Genomic DNA, 19,586 nt, shown 5'->3' with positions numbered 1-19,586 from the left:
TCCAGCGTGGCTGACCCGAAGTTCGAGATCCAGATGCTGCACGACCGCGTGATGGTCAAGGTTGAGCGGGAGCTTGAGGAACGGCGCAGCAGCGCGGGCATCGTCATCCCGGCCACGGTCAAGATGGCCAACCGGCTCGTCTGGGGCGAGGTGTCCGGCGCCGGCGCCAGCGTCAGGTCGGTCAAGACCGGCGACAAGGTCCTGTTCAACCCCGAGGACCAGTACGAGGTGGAGGTCCAGGGCCAGCTCTACCTGGTGCTGCGCGAGCGCGACCTGCACGCCGTGGCGACGCAGCAGACCGACCACGGCACCGGCCTCTACCTCTGACCTCCCGACCTTGCGCCAAGGTGGACCATGACCCTCCAGGATGATCTCGTCGAGCTCCGCCGCGCGCTGCACCGGGAGCCGGAGATCGGCCTCGACCTGCCCCGCACGCAGGAGAAGGTGCTCGCGGCGCTCGACGGCCTGCCCCTGGAGATCACCACGGGCGAGCGCCTGTCGTCGGTGACCGCCGTTCTGCGCGGCGGCCGCCCGGGCCCCGCCGTGCTGCTGCGCGCCGACATGGACGCGCTGCCGGTGCACGAGAAGACCGACGTGCCCTACCGGTCGCGTTTCGACGGCCGCATGCACGCCTGCGGCCACGACCTGCACACGGCCATGCTGGTGGGAGCCGCCCGCCTGCTCAGCGAGCGCCGCGCCGACCTCGCCGGTGACGTGGTGCTGATGTTCCAGCCCGGCGAGGAGGGCCAGGAGGGCGCCCGGCTGATGATCGAGGAGGGCGTGCTCGACGCGGCCGGGGCGAGGCCCGTCGCGGCGTACGGCGTGCACGTCTTCTCCACGACGATCCCGCGCGGGCTGTTCCTGACCAAGGGCGGACCCGTGCTGGCCGCGGCCGACACGCTGACCGTGACCGTGCGCGGCAGGGGCGGCCACGGCTCCTCCCCGCACCGCGCCCTCGACCCGATCCCCGCGGCCTGCGAGATCGTGACGGCGCTGCAGACCCACGTCACTCGCGGCTACGATGTGTTCGACCCGGTCGTGGTGACCGTCGGCAGCTTCCACGCCGGCACCACCGACAACGTGATCCCGGACGAGGCCGTCTTCGAGACCACCGTGCGCACGTTCTCGGCCGGCTCGCGCGACCGCGTCAGGGAGGGCCTGGTCCGGCTCGCCCGCGGAATCGGGGAGGCGCACGGCCTCACCGTCGACTGCGCGTTCGGCCTCGGCTATCCCGTGACGGTGAACGACGACGCCGAGGCGGAGTTCGCCGCCCGGACGGTGCGGGAGGCCCTCGGCGAGGACCGCTACTTCCCGCTGCCCACCCCGGCGACCGGCTCGGAGGACTTCTCGTACGTGCTGGAGCAGGTGCCGGGGGCGTTCCTCGTGGTCGGCGCCTGCCCGCCCGGCCGGGATCTCGCCACGGCCCCGTCCAACCACTCGGCGGAGGCGGAGTTCGACGACGCCATCCTGTCCGACGGCGCGACGCTGCTCGGCGAACTGGCGGTCCGCAGGCTGGCCCGCGCCTGACGGTCAGCTCAGAAGCTCGCGGGCCTTCTGGATCAGGTCGATGCCGAGGGTCAGCCGGACCGACACCCAGACGATGGCCCCGGCGCAGAGCAGGGTGAGCGCGCCCGCGACGATGCGGACGAACCAGTTCTGCCGCTTCAGCCAGTCGGTCGCCGCCCTGACCCTCTCCTTGGCGAACTGCAGCAGCCGGGACGCCCAGGCGAACTCCGTGGCCAGGACGGCGAGCCCGGCGAAGACCACCAGCCAGCCCGGGCCCGGAAAGGGCACCATGATCAGGCCGGTGACCACGAGCGCGGTGCCGATCACCCCGATGACGATCCGCAGCGTCAACCGGCCCGCCGGAGTCGCCCGGACCCGGTCGAGCCAGCCCGGCGAATCGGCAGTGCCCTCTTTCCCACCCGTACGACTGTCCTCAGCCGTCGCCACACGGCTCACCCCCATTCGCTGCCCACGATAGCCAGCGGACGACCGCGGCGGCGATCGGCCGGTTCACGCGTCACCGAGGCAGGCGGCGGTCTGCTCGGCGATCTCCAGTTCCTCGTTGGTGGGCACCACCAGCACCGTCACCTCGGCGCCCTCCGGCGAGATCACCCTGGCCTCCGCCGACTCGGCGGCGTTGCGATCGGGATCGATCTCGATGCCGAGCCTGGTGAGCCCGGTCGCCGCGAGCGCGCGGACACGGGGACTGTTCTCCCCCACCCCGCCGGTGAAGACGAGGGCGTCCACGTGGCCGAGCGCGGCGTAGTAGGCGCCGATATAGGCCCGCACGCGGTAGCCGTAGACGTCGAGCGCGAGCCGGGCGTCCTCGTCGCCGGAGTCGGCCAGCCGCCAGACCTCCCGCATGTCGTTGGCCCCGCACATGCCCAGCAGACCGCTCTCCTTGTTCAGCGCCGTGTCGACGCCGGCGAGGTCCATGCCGGCGACTCTGCCGAGGTAGGCGCCCAGAGCCGGGTCGACGTCCCCGGAGCGGGTGCCCATCACCAGCCCGGCGAGCGGGGTGATGCCCATCGAGGTGTCCACGCTGCGCCCGCTCCGCACCGCCGTCGCGCTCGCGCCGTTGCCGAGGTGCAGCACGATCGAGTTCACCTCGTCGTACGGCCGGCCGAGCAAGGCGGCCGCCCGGCGGGAGACGTACGCCGTGGAGGTGCCGTGGAAGCCGTAGCGGCGCACGCCGAGCTTGCGGGTCCACTCGCGGGGGACGGCGTAGGTGTGCGCGTGGGGCGGGATCGTGCCGTGGAAGGCGGTGTCGAAGACGGCGACGTGCGGCAGGCCGGGGAAGGCCCGCCGGGCGACCCGGATGCCCTCCAGGTTGGCCGGGTTGTGCAGCGGCGCCAGCGGCGCGATCTCCTCGATGGCCCGCTCGACCTCGTCGTCGATCAGCACCGGCGTGACGAACCGGCTGCCGCCGTGGACGACCCGGTGGCCCACGGCGGTCACGCCGTCGAGCGGCGGCCCGTGCTCGGCGAAGGCCGCGAGCACCGCCTTCAGCCCCTCCTCGTGGTCGGCCACCCGGCGCTCGGTCCGCACGCCGTCGTGGGTGAGCACGCTCTCGTCCTCGCCGATGCGCTCGATCAGCCCGCCGGCCACGGCCCGGCGCGTCCCCATGTCGATGAGGCGGTACTTGATGGACGACGACCCCGTGTTCAGGACGAGGACCTGCCCGCTCACTGTGTCTCCTCCCGCGCCCGCGCGCTCACTGTGTGCCCTGCCGCGCCTGCGCGCTCACTGTGTCTCCCATCGCGCCCGCGCGCTCACTGTGCCTCCCCGTGCGCCTGCGCCTGGATGGCCGTGATCGCGACGGTGTTGACGATGTCGCCCACGGTCGCGCCGCGGGACAGGTCGTTGACCGGCTTGCGCAGGCCCTGCAGGACCGGCCCGATCGCGACCGCGCCGGCGCTGCGCTGCACGGCCTTGTAGAGGTTGTTGCCCGTGTTGAGGTCGGGCACCACGAACACCGTCGCCCGCCCGGCGACCGGGCTGCCGGGCATCTTGGTGCGCGCCACGCTCGGCTCGGCCGCGGCGTCGTACTGGATCGGGCCCTCGACGGGCAGATCCGGCCGCAGCTCGCGGACCCGCGCGGTGGCCTCGCGCACCTTGTCCACCTCGGGCCCCGCGCCGGACTCGCCGGTCGAGTACGACAGCATGGCCACGCGCGGCTCGACCCCGAACCTGGCGGCCGTGGCGGCCGACGAGATCGCGATGTCGGCGAGCTGGACGGCCGTGGGGTCGGGGACGACGGCGCAGTCGCCGTACACGAGGACACGGTCGGCCAGGCACATGAAGAAGACGCTGGACACGACGCCGACGCCCGGCGAGGTCTTGATGATCTCGAACGAGGGCCTGATCGTGTGGGCGGTGGTGTGGGCGGCGCCGGAGACCATGCCGTCGGCCAGCCCGAGGTGGACCATCATCGTGCCGAAATAGGAGACGTCGGTGACGATGTCGCGGGCCTGCCCGACCGTCGCGCCCTTGTGCGCGCGCAGCCGGGCGTACTCCTCGGCGAACAGCTCGCGCAGCTCCGGGTCGAACGGGCTGACCACGCGGGCGCCGTCGACGGCCAGGCCCATCGTGGCCGCCGCCAGCCGGATCTCCCGCTCGTCGCCCAGCAGGGTCAGCTCGGCCACGCCCCGGCGCAGCAGGCTGTCGGCGGCGCGCAGGATCCGCGGCTCGGCGCCCTCCGGCAGCACGATGTGCTTGCGGTCGGCACGGGCGCGGTCCAGCAGGTTGTACTCGAACATGAGCGGGGTGATCGCCGCGGCCTTGGTGACCTGCAGGTTGCGCAGCAGCGCCCCGGCGTCGACGTGCTCGGCGAAGACCCCGAGCGCCGTGTCGATCTTGCCCTTGGCGTCCGGGCTGAACCGGCCCTCGGCCTTCGACAGCCTGGTCGCGGTCTCGAACGTGCCGCCGCCGGTCGTGATGATCGGCAGCCGGATGTCCATGCCCTTCAGCAGGCGGACGACCGCGTCGGGCAACTCGAGCCCGCCGTTGAGGATGATCGCGGACAGGGCGGGGAACGTGGGGGCCTTGTGCGCGGCCAGCAGCCCCGGCACCAGCGCGGCGGCCCGGTCGGCGGGGACGACGACCGCCAGTCCCTCGGTGAGGCGCTCCAGGATGTTCGGCAGCGACATCGCGCCGATCATCAGCCCGCCCGTCTCCCGGCCGAGCTGGTCGGCGTCGCCCATGAACAGGTCGCCGTCGCAGGCGGCCATCAGGTCGCTGACCGTCGGCGCGGACAGCCGCCGCACCTCCGGCAGGACGTACGCGGGGACGCGGGCGGCGACCTCGTCCACCAGGCCGGGGGCGACCCGCGTGACGACCGTGGCCAGCTCGGTGGCGTGCCGCTCGGCCAGTTCCTTGCGCGACATCTCGACCGCCGCGGCGATCTCGTCGGGGGTGCGGTCGAGCCCGGTCACCACGTTCATCACCGGTGTGCCCAGGTTTGCGGCGAGTTCGGCGTTGAACACGAACTCGGTGGGCGCGCCCACGTCGGTGTAGTCGGTGCCGATCACCACGACCGCGTCGCACCGCCCGGCGAGCGCCCGGTAGCGGGCCAGGATCTCCCCGGCCGCGCGCTCCTCGTCGGCGTGCACCTCCTCGTAGGTGACGCCCGTGCACATGGCGTAGGGCAGGCCGATCCCGAAGCGGCTGCGCGCGGTGTTGACCAGGCTGTCCTGGCGGCCTGACCGGACGACCGGCCGGAACACGCCGACCGTGCCCACCTGGCGGGTCAGCAGTTCGATCATGCCGAGGGCGATCGTGCCCTTGTTGCTCCTCGCGTCGCCGGCCGCGACGTAAACTCCGATCGCCATCGCGCAGTCACCCCTGTCCCGGCGCGGCCCGACGGCCCGCCCAGGCAAGGCTATGCGAAGGGCCCTGCGGAGATACCAGTCGAAGGTCACATCCGTAGGGTCTTTCCTCACCAGTCGCTCCGTCTCACAGGCGCGGAAGTGCCCGCGGTCCGCAGTGACAACCAACGTCCCGCGGCTTCGAAGGTCTTGAGCGGCTCACCGGCGACCATCTCGTGCCGTACGACCAACGGCTCCTGCCGCAGGACGTGAGGGATCGGGACGGGCAACGGCAGCCGCTGCGCGGGCCACGGCATCAGGCGGGTCTCCATGAGCAGCCGCGCGGCCACCTCCGGCCGCGCCCCCTGAGAGGGGGAGAGGAAGTGAGCCCGGGCTTACCGCCGGAATTGACGGGAATCCGGCGTTCTCCGGATCATTCGCAGGTCCGGCGCGAGACTGTCGAGCTCGGCTGCTCGCCGGAGGTCCTTGGGGCGGCCTATGGCCCGCCGCATCCGGATGAGGTCCTCCCGGGACACGTAGTGAACTTCCAGGGCGCCCGGGCCGTATGCCGTGACCGCCCTGTCGAGGATCTCCCGGACTCGCAGGTTGCCCCAGGGGAGCGCGGGGGTGCAGCAGTCGCCGCTCGCTCCGGGCGCGGTGAACTGCACTTTGGGGCGGAGCAGAGCGTCCGGATGAGTCGCCATGGGGGCGCCCGTTTCGTCGGAGAGCCGGGCGTCGACGGACATGAAGGCGGCCGCCAGGGCCGGGGCGTGGACCGGTTCGCCGTCCCAGAGCAGATCCAGATCGCCGGTCAGTTCGGTGGATCCGTGCATGATGCCGGCGACCTGCCCGATCACCGCGGCTCGTACGCCATGGCGGTGGAGGGCTTCGAGCAGGGGAAACGGGTCGAATCCGAGGGCGCCGTCCGTGCCGATCGTGCCGACGTCGTCGTCGGCGTCCTCGTGGCCCAGGCCGGTGCCCGCCCGCTTGAGGGCGAGTTCACGCGTGCGCCGGGCGGCGGCGCGCAGTCGTTCCAGCGGTTCGTCGATCATCGGATTCATGCAACACCCGGCCGCCCTCGGGGCGCACGCGAATTTCCCCGAGTAGGGCCGGGTCGCTGACGGACGGGCCGTACGGATGTGCCGCCTCGGCGGCCCATCCGTACGGCCGTTGTCGTGCTATCTCACGAGGCGGTGCAGGTCACCGGCGACGGGACGGCGTTGGTGCCGTTCCAGCTCGCCTGAAACCCGAACGTGGTGGACGCCCCGGAGCCGACCGAGCCGTTGTAGCTCACGTTGGTGACCGTGACGTTCGCCCCGGACTGGCTCACCGTGCCGTTCCAGAGCTGGCTGATCGTCTGGCCGTTCGCGAAGGCCCACTTGACGCTCCAGCCGCTGATCGAGGCGCTGCCGGTGTTCTTCACCGTGACCTCGCCCTGGAAGCCGCCGGGCCACTGGTTGACCACCTTGTACGTCGCCGAGCACCCCTTGCCGCCCGACGGGCTCGCCGAGGGCGACGGGCTCGGGGAGGGGCTGGGCGAGGGCGACGGGCTGGCCGACGGGCTCGGGGACGGCGACTTCGACGGAGAGGCCGAGGGCGACGCGGACGGGGACGGCGACGGGGACGCCGACGGTGAAGCGGACGGCGACGGCGACGGGGAGGACCCGCCGTTGCGGTCGCCGTAGATGATGCCCCGGCCGTTGGTGCCGAGGTAGACCCGGCCGTAGATCCGCGGGTCGCCGGTCAGGGCCTCGCCCATGTTGCCGTACTGGTGCTGGTCGTCGTTGATGCGCACCCAGCTCGCGCCGGTGTCGTCGGACCGGAACAGGCCCTGCACGCCGTCGACGGTGCCGGCGAGGTAGAGGGCCTGGTACGTCTTGCCGGGCGCCGCCTTGCCGAAGCCGATGTTGATCGAGCTGCTGACGTTCGACAGCTTGGTGAACGAGGCGCCCGAGTCGGTGGAGTGCCACAGGCCGCCCTCGCCTGCCAGCCAGACGTCGCCCTCCTTGCCCGGCAGCGCCTTGAAGTGCACGCCGGTCGTGGGCAGCCCGGTCGCCGCGGTGGCGCTGAAGCTCGCGCCGCCGTTGGTGCTCACGTAGAACTTGCCGCCGGAGAAGGCATAGAACTTCTGCGCGTTCACGCGGTCGGACTCGACGATCGCGTTGGCCGGGACGCCGCTGGAGGCGGTCCAGCTGTTGCCGTAGCCGACGGAGTAGACGACCTGCTGGCCGGCGTCGGCCGGCGCCCAGACGAAGCGGCTGCCGTCGGCCGCCGCCGCGACGGTGCCGCCGCTGTTGATCCCGCCCGGCTCTGTGCCCTGGAACCAGTTGGCCCCGCCGTCGGTGGAGAAGGCCACGTGGCTGTCGTTCGGGCGGTCGGAGTCGGTGAAGTTGCCGGCCCGCACCATCACGCTCGGGTTGGTCTCGGCGTAGTCGAGCGAGGTCGTGGAGGTGAAGACGGGCTGGGTGAACATCATGGACGGCACGGCGTCGAGGTTGGTGTGCCGGAAGCCGCCGATGTCGCCCAGCGCGCTGACCAGCGGTGCGCCGCTCGGCGGGCTGATCAGGTCGAGGACGGCGGTCTCCTCCAGGCCCTTCACCATCGGCGTGATCGTGAACTGGCCGCCGGAGTCCCACTTCGTGAGGTCGGTGGTGCCGTAGATCGTCGCGCCGGTGCCGTACATCATCCGGTCGGAGTTGAACGGGTCGATCTCCACCGACTCGTTCATCCAGCCGAGCTTGGGCGTGACCTCGGGCGGCTGGGGGTTCGTGCCGAAGGTCAGCCACGGAGCGGCGGAGATGTCCATCTTGTAGCGGAAGCTACGGTTCGGGTAGGACGTCCAGTCCCAGACGCGGGTCCAGGTCGCGCCGCTGTCGGTGCTCCTGAAGAAGATCGCGTCGGGCCACCAGGAGACCTGGGTGGCGACCATGATCGTGCCGGGGTGCTGGCGGTCGATGGTCAGGCCGCTGTAGCCGAAGTAGTCGTCGGAGCTGCTGGACGGAATCGGGCTGATCTGGGTCCAGGTGCCGGTGGCGGTGGCGTAGCGCCACACGTCGCCCTTGGCGCCGTCGTACGGGCCGCCCGTGTCGCTGGTGGCGATGTAGAGGTAGCCGTTGGCCGTGTCGAGCACGCCCTTGTGGGCGATGTAGCCGGTGGGCTGACCCGCGACCCGCTCCCAGGAGGTGCCGCCGTTGGTGGTCCGGTAGACGGTGTTGTCCTTGTCGGCCACGCCCACATAGACGGTCTGGGTGGCGTTGCCCGAGGTGCCGGTCCGCTTGTCGAAGGTCACCCAGACGACGCCCTGGTTGTCACCGTTGTAGGCGTCTCCGGGGCTGGCGACGTAGTTGCCGACGTTCGGGAAGTTGGTCACCTTGGACCAGGTGGCGCCGGAGTCGGTGCTCCGCCACAGGCCGTTGCCGCTGGGCGCGCCGAAGTAGAGGATGCTGTTCTTGTTCGGGTCCACCGCGAGGCGCTCGCCCATGCCGCGGCCGGGCATGTTGCCGCCCAGCTTGAACGGCAGGGGGCTCACCTGCCAGGTGTCGCCCTTGTTCGACGAGCGCAGGATCGCGCCGTTGTTGGGGTCCCAGCTGTTGGTGTACATGCCGACGGCGGCGTACACCTTGTTGGCGTCCGCGGGGTCGGGGGCGATGCTGACCACGCCGTTGTAGCCCCAGTTGGACTGCCCGACCCAGTCGAGCAGCGGCGCCCAGGTCTGGGACGACTGGTTCCAGCGGTACGCGCCGCCGATGTCGGTGCGCGCGTAGATCAGGTCCTTCTGAGCGGGGCTGAAGACGATCCCGGGGACGAAGCCGCCGCCGAGGATCTGCACGTTCTTGAACGTGTACGAGTCGGCGGCGACGGCCGACACCGGGGACATTCTGATCACGGCCGTGACCAGCGCCACGGCGGCGACCACGAGCAGGGTTGCGAATCTTCGCATGGACGGTTTCCCTCCGAGCACGGACAACCGGCCATGCACGACCAGGCGGGGACCCTGACCGTCCTTCTCCCACGTGCATGGAAATCTGAAGGGAAGATTCACACACCGGCGGAAGCGCCGTCAATAGTTTGGCGTCCACACTAATCGCAACCGGTTTCACCCCGGCCCGAGCACGCGCCTACGTGGAACATAATTCTGGCTATGACTACTGCTCTCGTGCTCGGCGGCGGAGGAGTCGCCGGCATCGCCTGGGAGGCGGGGATCGTCACCGGCCTGCGCCGCCTCGGCGTCGACCTGGGGACGGCGGACCGGATTGTCGGCACCTCGGCCGGCTCGGTCGTCGGCACGCTCGTGGCCACCGGCGCCGACCTGGAGGAGGCGATCGCCCACCAGGCCGAGGTGGACACCGGCCCGCCCCCGGCCGTCGACCACATGGACGAGGTCCTGCAGGCGTTCGCCATCATGTTCGATCCGAACCTCGACCGGCGGGAGGCCCGCCGCAGGGTCGGGCAGATGGCTCTGGCGGCCAGGGTCGACCACTACGCCGAGCGGCTCGCGGCGGTCGGCGAACGGCTGCCGGTGAAGGAGTGGCCCGAGCGCGAGCTCCTGATCACCAGCGTGGACGCGGCCACCGGCGAGTTCGTCGTGTGGGACCGGTCCTCCGGCACGCCGCTGGTGCTCGCCGTCGCGTCGAGCTGCGCCGTGCCGATGGTCTTCCCGCCAGTGGAGATCAACGGCCGCAGGTACGTGGACGGCGGGGTCCGCTCGGCGACCAACGCCGACCTCGCGGAGGGCGCCCGTGCGCTCGTGGTGCTCGAACCGCTCGGCAATCTGACCCCCCGGGCCGTCCTGGAGGCCGAGATGGCGCAGGCGGGCGCGGCCACGTCGTACGTCGTCCACCCCGACACGGCGTCGGTCGCGGTGTTCGGCCAGAACGTCCTCGATCCGGCCCTGTGGGGACCGGCCTTCGCGGCGGGGATCGACCAGGCCGCCGCCCTCGCCGAGCCGATCGCCGCCGTCTGGTCCTGACACCGCCGCCCCTGACACCGCCGCCGCTCGCGCCGCGCGCCTCCGGCGCTGCCGCTTCACGTCCGCGGCACGCCGGGCGGCTCAGCGGCGCGTGAGCAGCGGCACCACGACCTCGTCGACGATCTGGACGATCAGCTCGTCCGGGATGGGTGGTCCCGCGAACAGGAAGTGCTGCCTGAGCAGCGCCTGGCCGGCGTCCAACCGGCGGGGAGTGACGGCGCTCGCGTCGATCTCGCCGCGTTCGACCGCCCGGCGGGTGATCTCCTGCATCAAGCTGCGGCCCAGACCGTGGGACCTGCGCCGGAACGCGGCGGCCCTCGCCTCGTCGGCCAGCGCCTCGCTGAGCAGCCCGCGCATGGCCTCTCCCGCCGGTCCGGACAGCAAGCGGGCCGCCTCCCGCAGCGCCGCCAGGACGTCGGTACGCAGGGAGCCCGTGTCCGGCACCGACGACGGGACGGGCAGCACGTGGTAGACGGCGTCCATCACCAGCTCGATGCGGGTGGGCCAGCGCCGGTACAGCGAGGCCTTGCCGGCCCGCGCGCGCTCGGCCACCCGTTCCATCGTGAGCCCGGCGTAGCCGGCCTCGGCCAGCTCGTCGAGCGTCGCCTGGAAGATCGCCGCGTTGAGCGCTTCTCCCCGGCGACGCGGCAGCTTGCGGTGGTCGGTGACCATGCTGGAATCCTACGGAGGCCGTTCCCCGGCGGGGACGCGCGCTCCGTGCTCAGGCGCGGGCGCCGTGGACGTCCGCACGGCCCTCCGCGTCGTCCGCCGGCGCCGGGAACACGTGGCCCGTGCCGCCGTCCACGGTCACCACCTGGCCGTCGTCGAGGATCGAGGTGCCCCGGCCGGTGCCCATGACGGCGGGGATGCCGTACTCCCTGGCCACGATCGCGGCGTGCGAGGCGATTCCACCGGTGTCGACCACGACGGCCGCCGCCCGCTGGAAGAGCGGTGTCCACGACGGGTTGGTGTAGGGGCAGACGAGCACGTCACCCCGGCTGAGGCGGCCGAAGTCCGCGGGCCGGCGGATGACCTTCACCGGTCCCGTGGCCCGCCCGCCGCCGGCGGGCGTCCCGGACACTAGGGCGCCTTCCTCCGAGCGGGCAGGGAAGATCGCGGCAGGGTCGATGAGCCGGACACCCGCCAGCTCCTCCCTTTTGGCCGCTCTGCGCAGCACCGCCGCGCGCAGCGCCTCCGTCCGCTCCGGCCCGGCCGTCGTCAGGTCGCCGATCGCCTCCAGTTCCTCCAGGCGCAGGTGGAAGACGTCCTCCTCCTTGTCCAGCACGCCCGCCTCGCGCAGCCGGCGGCCGATCTCCAGCAGGGACCCGCGCAGCACGGGCAGGGGCAGAGTGAAGTAGAAGTGGCTGTCCTCGCGGAACGCGATGCCGGCGCGGGCGGCCCGCACCCGGCGCGCCATTCGGTCCCGCCGGGCGCGATCGCCCCGCAGCCGGGGATGGGCGAGCAGCCGCTCGAGCGCCGTGCCGGAATCGGGGCCGGACGTGGACGCGAGGCCGGAGTGGGCGCTCGGATCACGCCCCTCGGCCAGCACGCGGATCATGCCGAGCACCGTCTCCGGGGCGTCGGACCAGGTGGGCGTGGTGACCAGCAGCGGGCTCGCGGTCTCGCGGTGGCCGTACTCGGCGAGGAACGCCCGCAGCCTGGCCGCGAACTCCTCGGGCATCGGGTCGGCGTCGAGCGCTCCGGTGCGCCCGGCCTCCTCGGCCAGCTCCGCCAGGGCCCTGTTGGCGTCGCCGGTGCGGGTGCGCGCACCACTGATGAGCTCGCCGAACCGGTCCGCCTCGCCCAGCCACCGCAGCGACAGCAGCAGCCGCAGGAGCGCGAACCCGGTCCGCGGCAGATAGTCGATGCGCAGGCCGGCCACCGGCTGCACGACGTCGAGCGCCTCGCGGGGCACCCGGAGCAGCTCGCGCCACGGCAGGGCGGACAGGTCGCGCCCGGACAGTTCCCTCGCAGCGGTCAGGAGCCGGAGGAACCGCGGGTCCTCCGTCCACCGGGCGGGGTCGAAACGCCGGGCCCGGGCCGCGACCCGGAACGGCGCGGCGAGCAGGCCGAGCGCGGGCCGCGGACGCGGCGGCACCAGCCGGTAGACGACCCCGTCCTCCTCCTGGAGGAAGTCGGCGAACGCGCCGCGGATGCCGAAGCTCTCGGTCACCTTGGCCATGAGCCCGGCGGGGCCGTACGGCAGCCAGGTCGACATGTCGATCGGATAGGGCCGCACCGGCACGTACTCGACGAGGACCGAGGCGATCCTCCGGCGCAGCGGGTTGAGCCGCCCCACCGGGGGTGGCGGCAGCGCGGTCATCGGCCGGGCCTGCAGCAGCCAGAGCCGGCCGTCCGCACGGGCCCACTCGATGTCCTGGGGACGGCCGAACAGGGCCGCCACCTCACCGCCCAGCTCGGCCAGCTCCCGCAGGGCCGAGGGAGGCAGCCCGGGGCCGGCCGCCGCCTCGCCGCTCTCGCGGGTGACGCCGCCGCCCGCGACGGCGCGGACGACCGCCTCGCGGCGGCCCGCCGTATGGGAGACGACCCGGCCGGCGGCGTCGAGCACGTAGTGGTCGGGCGTGACCAGACCGGAGACGACGGCCTCGCCCAGGCCGCTGCTCGCGTCGACCACGACGCGGGAGCGGTCGCCGCTCACCGGGTCGGCGGTGAACATCACGCCCGCCGTGTCGGCCTCGACCATGCTCTGCACCACCACGGCGGTGCTCACCCCGTCGTCGGGGATGCCCAGCCTGCGGCGGTAGGCCACGGCACGCTCGTTCCACAGCGAGGCCCAGCACCGGCACACGGCGTCGACCAGCGCCTGCTCGCCGACGACGTTGAGATAGGTGTCCTGCTGCCCGGCGAACGCGGCGCCCGGCAGGTCCTCGGCGGTGGCGCTGGACCGCACCGCGACGGGCCCGCGGCCGAGCACCGTGTAGGCGGCGACCACGGTTTCCCGCACCTCGCGCGGCATGTCCGGGATCGCCGATGCCGGTCCGCCTGCCCCGGCGCTCCGGGCGGCCATCTCGTGAGCGGCGGTGGTGACGACGAACCCGGCCGGGACGGGGAAACCGCCCCGGACCAGCTCGCCCAGATTGGCTCCCTTCCCTCCGGCCAGGTCGAGGTCGTCTCGCCCGAAGGCCTCCAGGGGGGCGACGAGTGCCATGCCTTCTCCTCGCGAGCCTGATCCACGTGAATTAGAGAACCCAACGTTCTCTATTCAGAGTAAAACTCACGCGTTGGAGACGCAACGTTCACTAAAGGTGCGTACACACCTCGGCGGCCGTGGCCGCGGTGCTCGCGACGCCAGGGCGGATCACCACCCCCGGCACGCGTCGGGCGGGCGGGGCACGGAATGTCTCCGCCCACCGCCCGCCCGACGTCATCCGGTGGTTGCCGCCCCGCTCGGCGGCGGGGCGCCGGACATCACCGTCCCGGGTTCGCCCGGCGTCTCACCTGGCCTCGGTGACCGCCTTGCTGACCGCGTTGGGACCGTCGTACTGCCGGTCCGGGATGCGTTCGAGCGCGTTGACGATGGTGTCGTCCGCGCCCTGATCCCGAGCCGTACGGACCAGGTCCGACTTCCCTGCCGGATAGTCCACGCCCTTCAGGTGCTTCTGCAGCTGGATCGGGTTCGGTGCGTCGGCCATGACGTTCCTCCCTTCGTCGGTGTTCTCCTGCTCTCCCTCGCCTACCCGGTTATTCCTCGGCGAGTCCGCCAGTCGAAGCCGGCAGTCGAGCTCTCCGGCCTACGGCCGGGGCAGCGGGAGCGCCTGGAGGCAGGCCGCGTCAGCGTGTTCTCGCCACCTCGGCCGCCACCGCGCGGAAGGCGGACAGCGCCTCTCCCTGGTCCTGCGAGGCGGAAAGGGCCGACTTGACGATCACGACCTGGTGTTCGGGCGAGACGTAGATGTACTGGCCGCCGAATCCCGCGGCCATGAAGTCGTCCTGGCCCCCGCCACCCAGCCACCAGTGCAGGCCGTAATCCGGATTGAAGGAGGCGGAAGGCCGGGTCGACTCCTCCACCCACGCCCGCGGCACCACCTGGCGTCCACCGGCGCGGCCCTTGCCGAGGTACAGCAGGCCGAACCGGGCGAAGTCGCGGTCAGTCGCGTAGTAGCAGCAATATCCCAGGTCGTCATGGGAGTCGCCGCCGATGCGGGCCGTGGAGGCCATACCGGCCGGCTTCCAGATCTTCTCCTCGACGTAGCGGTGGTAGGGCATGCCCGTCACCTCGCTCACCAGCCGGGCGAGGACGAACGTGTTCATGCTGGTGTACTCGAATCTGCTGCCCGGCTCCCAGCCGCGTACCTGCCGCTGCGCGAGCCGCTTGACCGGGAAACCGCGATGCGCGGCCAGTTGCGTCTTCGGCACGTCGGCCCGCTCGTTCCAGTCGATCCCGGACGACATCCGCAGCAGGTTCCGGATGGAGACGCCGTCGTAGCCGGAGGCGCGCAGTTCGGGCAGGTACCGCGTCACCGGGTCGTCGATGGAGTGGATGCGGCGTTCGTACAGGGCGATGCCGACCGCCGCCGAGGTGAAGGACTTCGCCATGGACCAGGACTGGAACCGGGTGTTCGGCCCGGCGGCGCGGTAGCGCTCGTACACGACCTTCTGTCCGTCGAGGACGACGAAGCCGTTCGCCTTCGACCTGGCGAGGTAGTCGTCGAGCGTGTACTTCCTGCCCTGGAACGTGTACGTCACCGACAGGGAGCGCGGGGCACTCCGCAGTTCGACGGGGTGGGCGGACGGGCGCAGCACGGCGAACGCCATCGGATCGAGCGGCGACGACGTGGAGGGAAGGAAGGCCGCCACGGCCGCAGAGCCGGCGGGCGGCCCCCCGGTCCGGGCTGTGGCCTGGGCGGGGGTCGTGCCCGCCGCCAGAGCCGCCGCGGCCGTCGCCGCGGCGACCGGGAGGAATCGTGATCGCATCGAATGCTCCGCACTGATCTCGGGGGTGCCGGGGGAACGGCCGCGTGAGCCGCTCGGCAGGGATGATGGCGAACGTTTCTGGCATATCTCTGGCAAGCCGTCGCGGCTCTTCGTGGATGACTCCCGCCGCCGGGCTCCTTGCGAAGGCCGTGCGAAGGCCGTGCGAAGGCCGTGCGAAGGCCGTGCGGCCCTTCGAGGATCGCCGCGCCCCGGCGGACGGTCCCTGACGCGCGACGTCCCGGCCCGCGAGCGGTGCCGTAGATTGGAGATCGACTTCCGCCGTCGGCGCCTGGTAGGTTCCCGCTCCTGGTCCACCCCCCGGCCGTACGCCGACGCCCCCGCCCACTCCCGACCTCGGAAGAGATCACGAGGGCGGCCGGTCATCCTCCCGCCGGTCGCTCCCGAAGCAGCAGGAGCCCTGCCATGACGAGATACCGGGTTCTCGTCGTCGACGACGATCCGGCCATCCTGCGCGCGTTACGACGTGGTCTGCGCGTGGAGGGATTCGACGTGGACGTGACCACCTCGGGACGCGAGGCGCTGGAACTCGTCCACCGCGCGGCACCGGATGCGGTCGTCCTCGACGTGTCGATGCCCGGCGTGTCGGGGATCGAGGTGTGCGAGCGCCTGCGGTCGGGCCGGTCGGAGGTTCCGGTGCTGATGCTGTCGGCCATGGACGAGGTGACCGACCGGGTCGCCGGCCTCGCCGCCGGGGCGGACGACTACGTGGTGAAGCCGTTCGAACTGCGGGAGGTGGTCCTGCGGTTGCGCGCCCTGCTGCGCCGGGCGGGCCGTCCTCCGGGCGCCGTCGTGCGGGTGGGCCGCCTGACCGTGGACCCGGCCGGGCGGCGGGTCGTGATCGACGGCCGGCCGGTCGAGCTGAGCCGGCGGGAGTTCGACCTGCTGGAGGTGCTCGCCCACAACGCCGGGATCGTGCTGTCCCGCGACACGCTGCTCGAACGGGTCTGGGGATACGACTTCGCGGTGACCGGCAACGCCGTGGACACGTTCGTCGGCTACCTCAGGCGCAAGCTCGAGGCAGGGGGCGAGCCGCGCATCGTGCACACCGTACGCGGAGTGGGATTCGTGCTCAGGGAGGCGGCCCAGTGAGTGCTCCGGAGGCCGCTCCATGAGGCTGTCCACCCGGTTCGCGATCTGCCTCGCCGTCGCCGTGCCGCTCCTCGTTCTGCTCGCCGGGCTGCTCGTGCTCAGCCTGGTGTCCCGCGACCTGCGCGCGGAAAGGGACACGCAGCTGACCGTACGGCTGCGCGCGCTCGCGCCCATGGCCTCGGCGTACGCCTGGCGGGCGCGGGCGACGCCCCGGATCCCGCCGGACTTCCTCCAGCGGCGGCTGTCGGAGGCCACGGCGGGCGCCGACAGCCCGGGCGGTGTGTACCTCGACATCGCCGGGGCCGAACCCCTCGTCATCGGAGACGTGCCGCACACCCTGCCGCCGGCCGGGACGCCCGGCCCCGCCGACTTCGCCGAAGGGGGGCGCACGTGGCGGTTCGTGGCCGAAGACCTCGGCATTCGCGAGAATCGCGCCCGCCTGTGGGTCTTCGATCCCCAGGCGCGTCTCGCCGCGCAACTCGACCTGCTGCGCCGACGGGTCGGGCTCACCGCGCTCGTCTCGGTGGTGGTCGGCGCCCTGGCGGGTCTCGCCCTCGGCCGGTTCGCCGTACGGCCGCTCGAGGTCCTCCACCGGCAGGCCAGGGTGATCGACGTGCCCTCCCGGCCCGGCGCACGGCTGGCCACCGCGTCGGGGGTCAGCGAGATCGACGAACTCGCCGGCATGCTCAACACGTCGCTCGACCGGCGGGACGCGGCGGTGGCCCGCACCGGCGAGGCGCTGGAGACGGCCCGCGCCTTCGCCGCGACCGCCGCGCACGAGCTGCGCACCCCTCTCACCAGCATGGGCGCCAACCTCGGGCTGCTCGACCATCCGGACGTGGACGCCCGGGAACTGGCCGAGATCGTCGCCGACCTGAGGGCCGAGCAGGGCCGGATGCAGCGGCTCATCACGGCCCTGCGGCAGCTCGCGCGCGGCGAACTGCTCGATCCGGCGGCCTTCACCGAGATCGACCTGGTGGAGATCGTCGACGACGCCGTCGAGGACGCCAGGAGGCGCCACCCCCACGCCGCGATCAGCGTCTCGGTCGCGGGCCGCCTGGTGCTGACGGGGTGGGCCGAGGGAATACGGGGGATCCTCGACAACCTGCTCGACAACGCCGCCGTCCACGGCGCGGACGGCAGGGGCGCCTGCGAGATCTCGGTCGGCGTGTGCGAGGACGGCGCCGCCGCGCTCCTCGCCGTGCGGGACTCCGGGCCCGGCATCCCACCCGCCGACCGCGAATCCGTCTTCGTCCGCTTCCACCGGCGCAGGGGCAGCCCCGGCTCCGGGCTCGGCCTCACCGTCGTCCGCCAGCACGTGCTCCTCCACGGCGGCTCCATCCGTGTCACCGACGCCCGTGCGGGAACCGGCACCTGCGTCGAGGTCCGGTTGCCCCTCGACGCCGTACCGGCCGCGCCGCCGGAGCGTTTCCTCAGGGAGCGATCAGAACCGGAGTCCCCAGGGGCAGCCCTGCCAGCACCTTGAGCGCGCGAGCAGGCACCCTGACGCAGCCGTGGGTGACCGCCTTGCCGAACACCTTCCGGTCCGGCCATCCGTGGAAGGCAACCGTGCCGGGACCGCCGCCGAAGGTGTCGAGCGTCGCCGAGTGCGTGCCGAGCGGCAGGATCAGCGGGCTGTAGGTCTTCTTCTTCGGCGACATCAGGGCCAGCAGGAAGGTCCTGCCCACCGGGGTGGGCGTCTCGGGGCCGCCGATGGCCACCGTCCAGGTGCCGAGCTTCTTGCTCGCGTTCATCACGGTCAGACGCCTGGTGCCCAGCGTCACGATGGCGCGGTAGCGGCTGCGCGCCTTCTTCAGGCCCTTGTCCTTGATCCAGCCGGTCACGTGGTTGGGCTTGCTGGGCAGGAGCACGCGATACCAGCCCTTGCGTGCCTCCACCACCGGCACCCAGGTCTGGCTGCCGAGCTGTTTCGCCGGGAGGGTGGCCGCGGGCTTTCCGCCGGGCTGGGCGTAGACGGCCACGGTGCGGGCGGGGTGGACCACGATGCCGCTCAGCTTGCCGTACAGGTCGGTGTCCTGCGGGAGGCCGCTCAACTCGGTGAACGTGGTGGCCGCGGGGAGTGCCGTCGCCGCGGCCGACGCGCCGGCGGCGAGGGTGACGGGCGACGCGGCGACGCCGGCGGGGGCCGCGGCGACGAGGCTCATGGCGACGAGCGCGGCGCCGATGAGTCGGCGGGGGGCATCGAGCGGCACGATCGGCTCCTGGGATATATGGCCAATACGACACGAACGCGTAACCGCCTGGCCTCGATGGATAACGGTTTGGACCGTTTTAAGAGTCTTGGCCAGCGGGTGTGACATTTTTACATAGGTGAGCCCAGAGAGGCTCGAGCTCTCTCATACATCCCGAGGTGCGGTCGTGACAGCCCCCAGACTCTCTTCAGCCCGTCGCTGGCTCACAGCGGCGCTCATGCTCGCGGTGGCGGCGCTCGGGGCGCTCGCCATCTCCACCACCGCCTCGGCGGGAGCGGTCCAGAGGACGGCGCCCGGCGACAACGGCGACGTCAAGATCCACAAGTGGACGACGCCGGAGGACGACCAGCGCGACGAGCCGCACGTGTGCGTGTTCTACCTGGTCGGGTTCAACTTCGACGCGGCCGAGCAGGTGAGCTGGGAGATCAAGTCCTGGCCCCCCACCGGCGACAAGACCACGGTGAAGAGCGGGACCCTCGTGCTCGACCACAGCGGGCACGGCCGCACCGTCGACATGACCCTGCCGAGCGGGCACTACAAGCTGTTCTGGACCTTCGCCGGGAAGAAGGGCGCGCCCAAGCAGAAGGTGTTCTGGGTCGAGTGCGAGTCCACGCCCAGCCCCACGCCCACCCCGACGGCGACGCCCTCGCAGACGCCTACGCCGACGGTGACGCCCTCGCAGACGCCTACACCCTCCCGGACGCCCACGACGTCCCAGACGCCGACGGTCAGCCCGACTCCGACGCCGACCCCCACCGCGTCGCCCACCCCCTCGCGGACGCCCACCCCCACCCGGACGCCCACTCCCTCGCGGACACCCACCTCGACGCCGACGCCGGGCAGCCCGCCGATCGACGTGTGGATCGAGTGGGACGAGGACGTCACGCCGACGCAGGGCAAGCCCAAGCCGGCGCCCACTCCGACGCCGGTGAAGACCAACATCCCGGTCACCGGCTGACCCCGGCACCGAACGACGGAGGGCCCGGATCGACTCGATCCGGGCCCTCCTCGTCTGCACGGGAGCCTTTGCGACGCCTTAACCTGCGA

The 19,586-nt window shown here is 72.2% G+C and carries 17 protein-coding genes; 6 read left to right on the top strand and 11 right to left on the bottom strand.

Translation table 11 applies throughout. The features are described from left to right. Nucleotides 1-6: 6 nt before the first annotated feature. Both FH610_RS28355 and FH610_RS28350 read left to right on the top strand, forming a co-directional pair. Complete coding sequence (locus FH610_RS28355) at nt 7-327, top strand: GroES family chaperonin (RefSeq protein ID WP_139578087.1); 321 nt, start codon at nt 7-9, stop codon at nt 325-327. 27 nt (nt 328-354) lie between these two features. Then, a complete protein-coding gene (locus FH610_RS28350) occupies nt 355-1,527 on the top strand; it encodes a M20 metallopeptidase family protein (protein ID WP_139578086.1) in 1,173 nt (390 codons plus the stop codon). Nucleotides 1,528-1,530: 3 nt separating this feature from the next. On the opposite strand, the gene FH610_RS28345 is transcribed toward FH610_RS28350, so the two are convergent. The 6 genes from FH610_RS28345 to FH610_RS28320 all read right to left on the bottom strand — a co-directional run bounded on the left by FH610_RS28345 (nt 1,531) and on the right by FH610_RS28320 (nt 9,252). After that, entirely contained in the window at nt 1,531-1,953 is a 423-nt protein-coding gene (locus tag FH610_RS28345; RefSeq protein ID WP_240809244.1) for a TIGR02611 family protein, read from the bottom strand. A 63-nt stretch (nt 1,954-2,016) separates the two neighbouring features. After that, complete coding sequence (locus FH610_RS28340) at nt 2,017-3,195, bottom strand: acetate/propionate family kinase (protein ID WP_139578084.1); 1,179 nt, start codon at nt 3,193-3,195, stop codon at nt 2,017-2,019. An 83-nt stretch (nt 3,196-3,278) separates the two neighbouring features. Continuing rightward, on the bottom strand, nt 3,279-5,336 hold the full coding sequence (pta, locus tag FH610_RS28335) for a phosphate acetyltransferase (RefSeq protein ID WP_139578083.1): 2,058 nt from the start codon (nt 5,334-5,336) through the stop codon (nt 3,279-3,281). A 107-nt stretch (nt 5,337-5,443) separates the two neighbouring features. Beyond that, the gene (locus FH610_RS43920) at nt 5,444-5,662 is read right to left on the bottom strand and encodes a hypothetical protein (RefSeq protein WP_205826137.1); all 219 of its coding nucleotides are present in this window, start codon (nt 5,660-5,662) and stop codon (nt 5,444-5,446) included. Between the two features lie 45 nt (nt 5,663-5,707). Then, complete coding sequence (locus FH610_RS28325; RefSeq protein WP_240809243.1) at nt 5,708-6,364, bottom strand: hypothetical protein; 657 nt, start codon at nt 6,362-6,364, stop codon at nt 5,708-5,710. Nucleotides 6,365-6,495: 131 nt separating this feature from the next. Beyond that, nucleotides 6,496-9,252, bottom strand: a complete 2,757-nt coding sequence (locus tag FH610_RS28320) for a cellulose-binding domain-containing protein (protein WP_139578081.1) — start codon at nt 9,250-9,252, stop codon at nt 6,496-6,498. A gap of 201 nt (nt 9,253-9,453) precedes the next feature. Between FH610_RS28320 and FH610_RS28315 the strand changes: the two genes are divergently transcribed. Then, nucleotides 9,454-10,281 (top strand): patatin-like phospholipase family protein, encoded by an 828-nt coding sequence (locus FH610_RS28315; protein ID WP_139578080.1) that lies wholly within the window; start codon nt 9,454-9,456, stop codon nt 10,279-10,281. 81 nt (nt 10,282-10,362) lie between these two features. On the opposite strand, the gene FH610_RS28310 is transcribed toward FH610_RS28315, so the two are convergent. The 4 genes from FH610_RS28310 to FH610_RS28295 all read right to left on the bottom strand — a co-directional run bounded on the left by FH610_RS28310 (nt 10,363) and on the right by FH610_RS28295 (nt 15,216). Continuing rightward, nucleotides 10,363-10,953 carry a TetR/AcrR family transcriptional regulator gene (locus tag FH610_RS28310; protein ID WP_139578079.1) on the bottom strand — a complete coding sequence of 197 codons (591 nt, stop codon included), beginning with the start codon at nt 10,951-10,953 and terminating at the stop codon, nt 10,363-10,365. A gap of 49 nt (nt 10,954-11,002) precedes the next feature. Next, nucleotides 11,003-13,450, bottom strand: a complete 2,448-nt coding sequence (locus tag FH610_RS28305; RefSeq protein WP_139578078.1) for a PEP/pyruvate-binding domain-containing protein — start codon at nt 13,448-13,450, stop codon at nt 11,003-11,005. A 286-nt stretch (nt 13,451-13,736) separates the two neighbouring features. Beyond that, nucleotides 13,737-13,934, bottom strand: a complete 198-nt coding sequence (locus tag FH610_RS28300; protein WP_139578077.1) for a DUF2795 domain-containing protein — start codon at nt 13,932-13,934, stop codon at nt 13,737-13,739. Between the two features lie 139 nt (nt 13,935-14,073). Next, a complete protein-coding gene (locus FH610_RS28295) occupies nt 14,074-15,216 on the bottom strand; it encodes a serine hydrolase domain-containing protein (protein WP_139578076.1) in 1,143 nt (380 codons plus the stop codon). Between the two features lie 423 nt (nt 15,217-15,639). Here FH610_RS28295 and FH610_RS28290 point away from each other — a divergent pair, with 423 nt between their 5' ends. Further along, nucleotides 15,640-16,326, top strand: coding sequence for a response regulator transcription factor (locus FH610_RS28290; RefSeq protein WP_139578075.1), 687 nt, complete (start codon nt 15,640-15,642; stop codon nt 16,324-16,326). A gap of 19 nt (nt 16,327-16,345) precedes the next feature. Next, complete coding sequence (locus FH610_RS28285; RefSeq protein WP_139578074.1) at nt 16,346-17,812, top strand: sensor histidine kinase; 1,467 nt, start codon at nt 16,346-16,348, stop codon at nt 17,810-17,812. Here FH610_RS28285 and FH610_RS28280 read toward each other — a convergent pair. Next, nucleotides 17,760-18,539 (bottom strand): L,D-transpeptidase, encoded by a 780-nt coding sequence (locus FH610_RS28280; RefSeq protein WP_240809242.1) that lies wholly within the window; start codon nt 18,537-18,539, stop codon nt 17,760-17,762. The two genes, FH610_RS28285 and FH610_RS28280, sit on opposite strands and share 53 nt — an antisense overlap. 166 nt (nt 18,540-18,705) lie before the next feature. Here FH610_RS28280 and FH610_RS43915 point away from each other — a divergent pair, with 166 nt between their 5' ends. Further along, nucleotides 18,706-19,497, top strand: coding sequence for a hypothetical protein (locus FH610_RS43915; RefSeq protein WP_205826136.1), 792 nt, complete (start codon nt 18,706-18,708; stop codon nt 19,495-19,497). Nucleotides 19,498-19,586: the final 89 nt, after the last annotated feature.

This window comes from Microbispora catharanthi (assembly GCF_006334915.2).
GTDB lineage: Bacteria > Actinomycetota > Actinomycetes > Streptosporangiales > Streptosporangiaceae > Microbispora > Microbispora catharanthi.
This window is presented reverse-complemented; position numbering and strand designations above follow the sequence as displayed.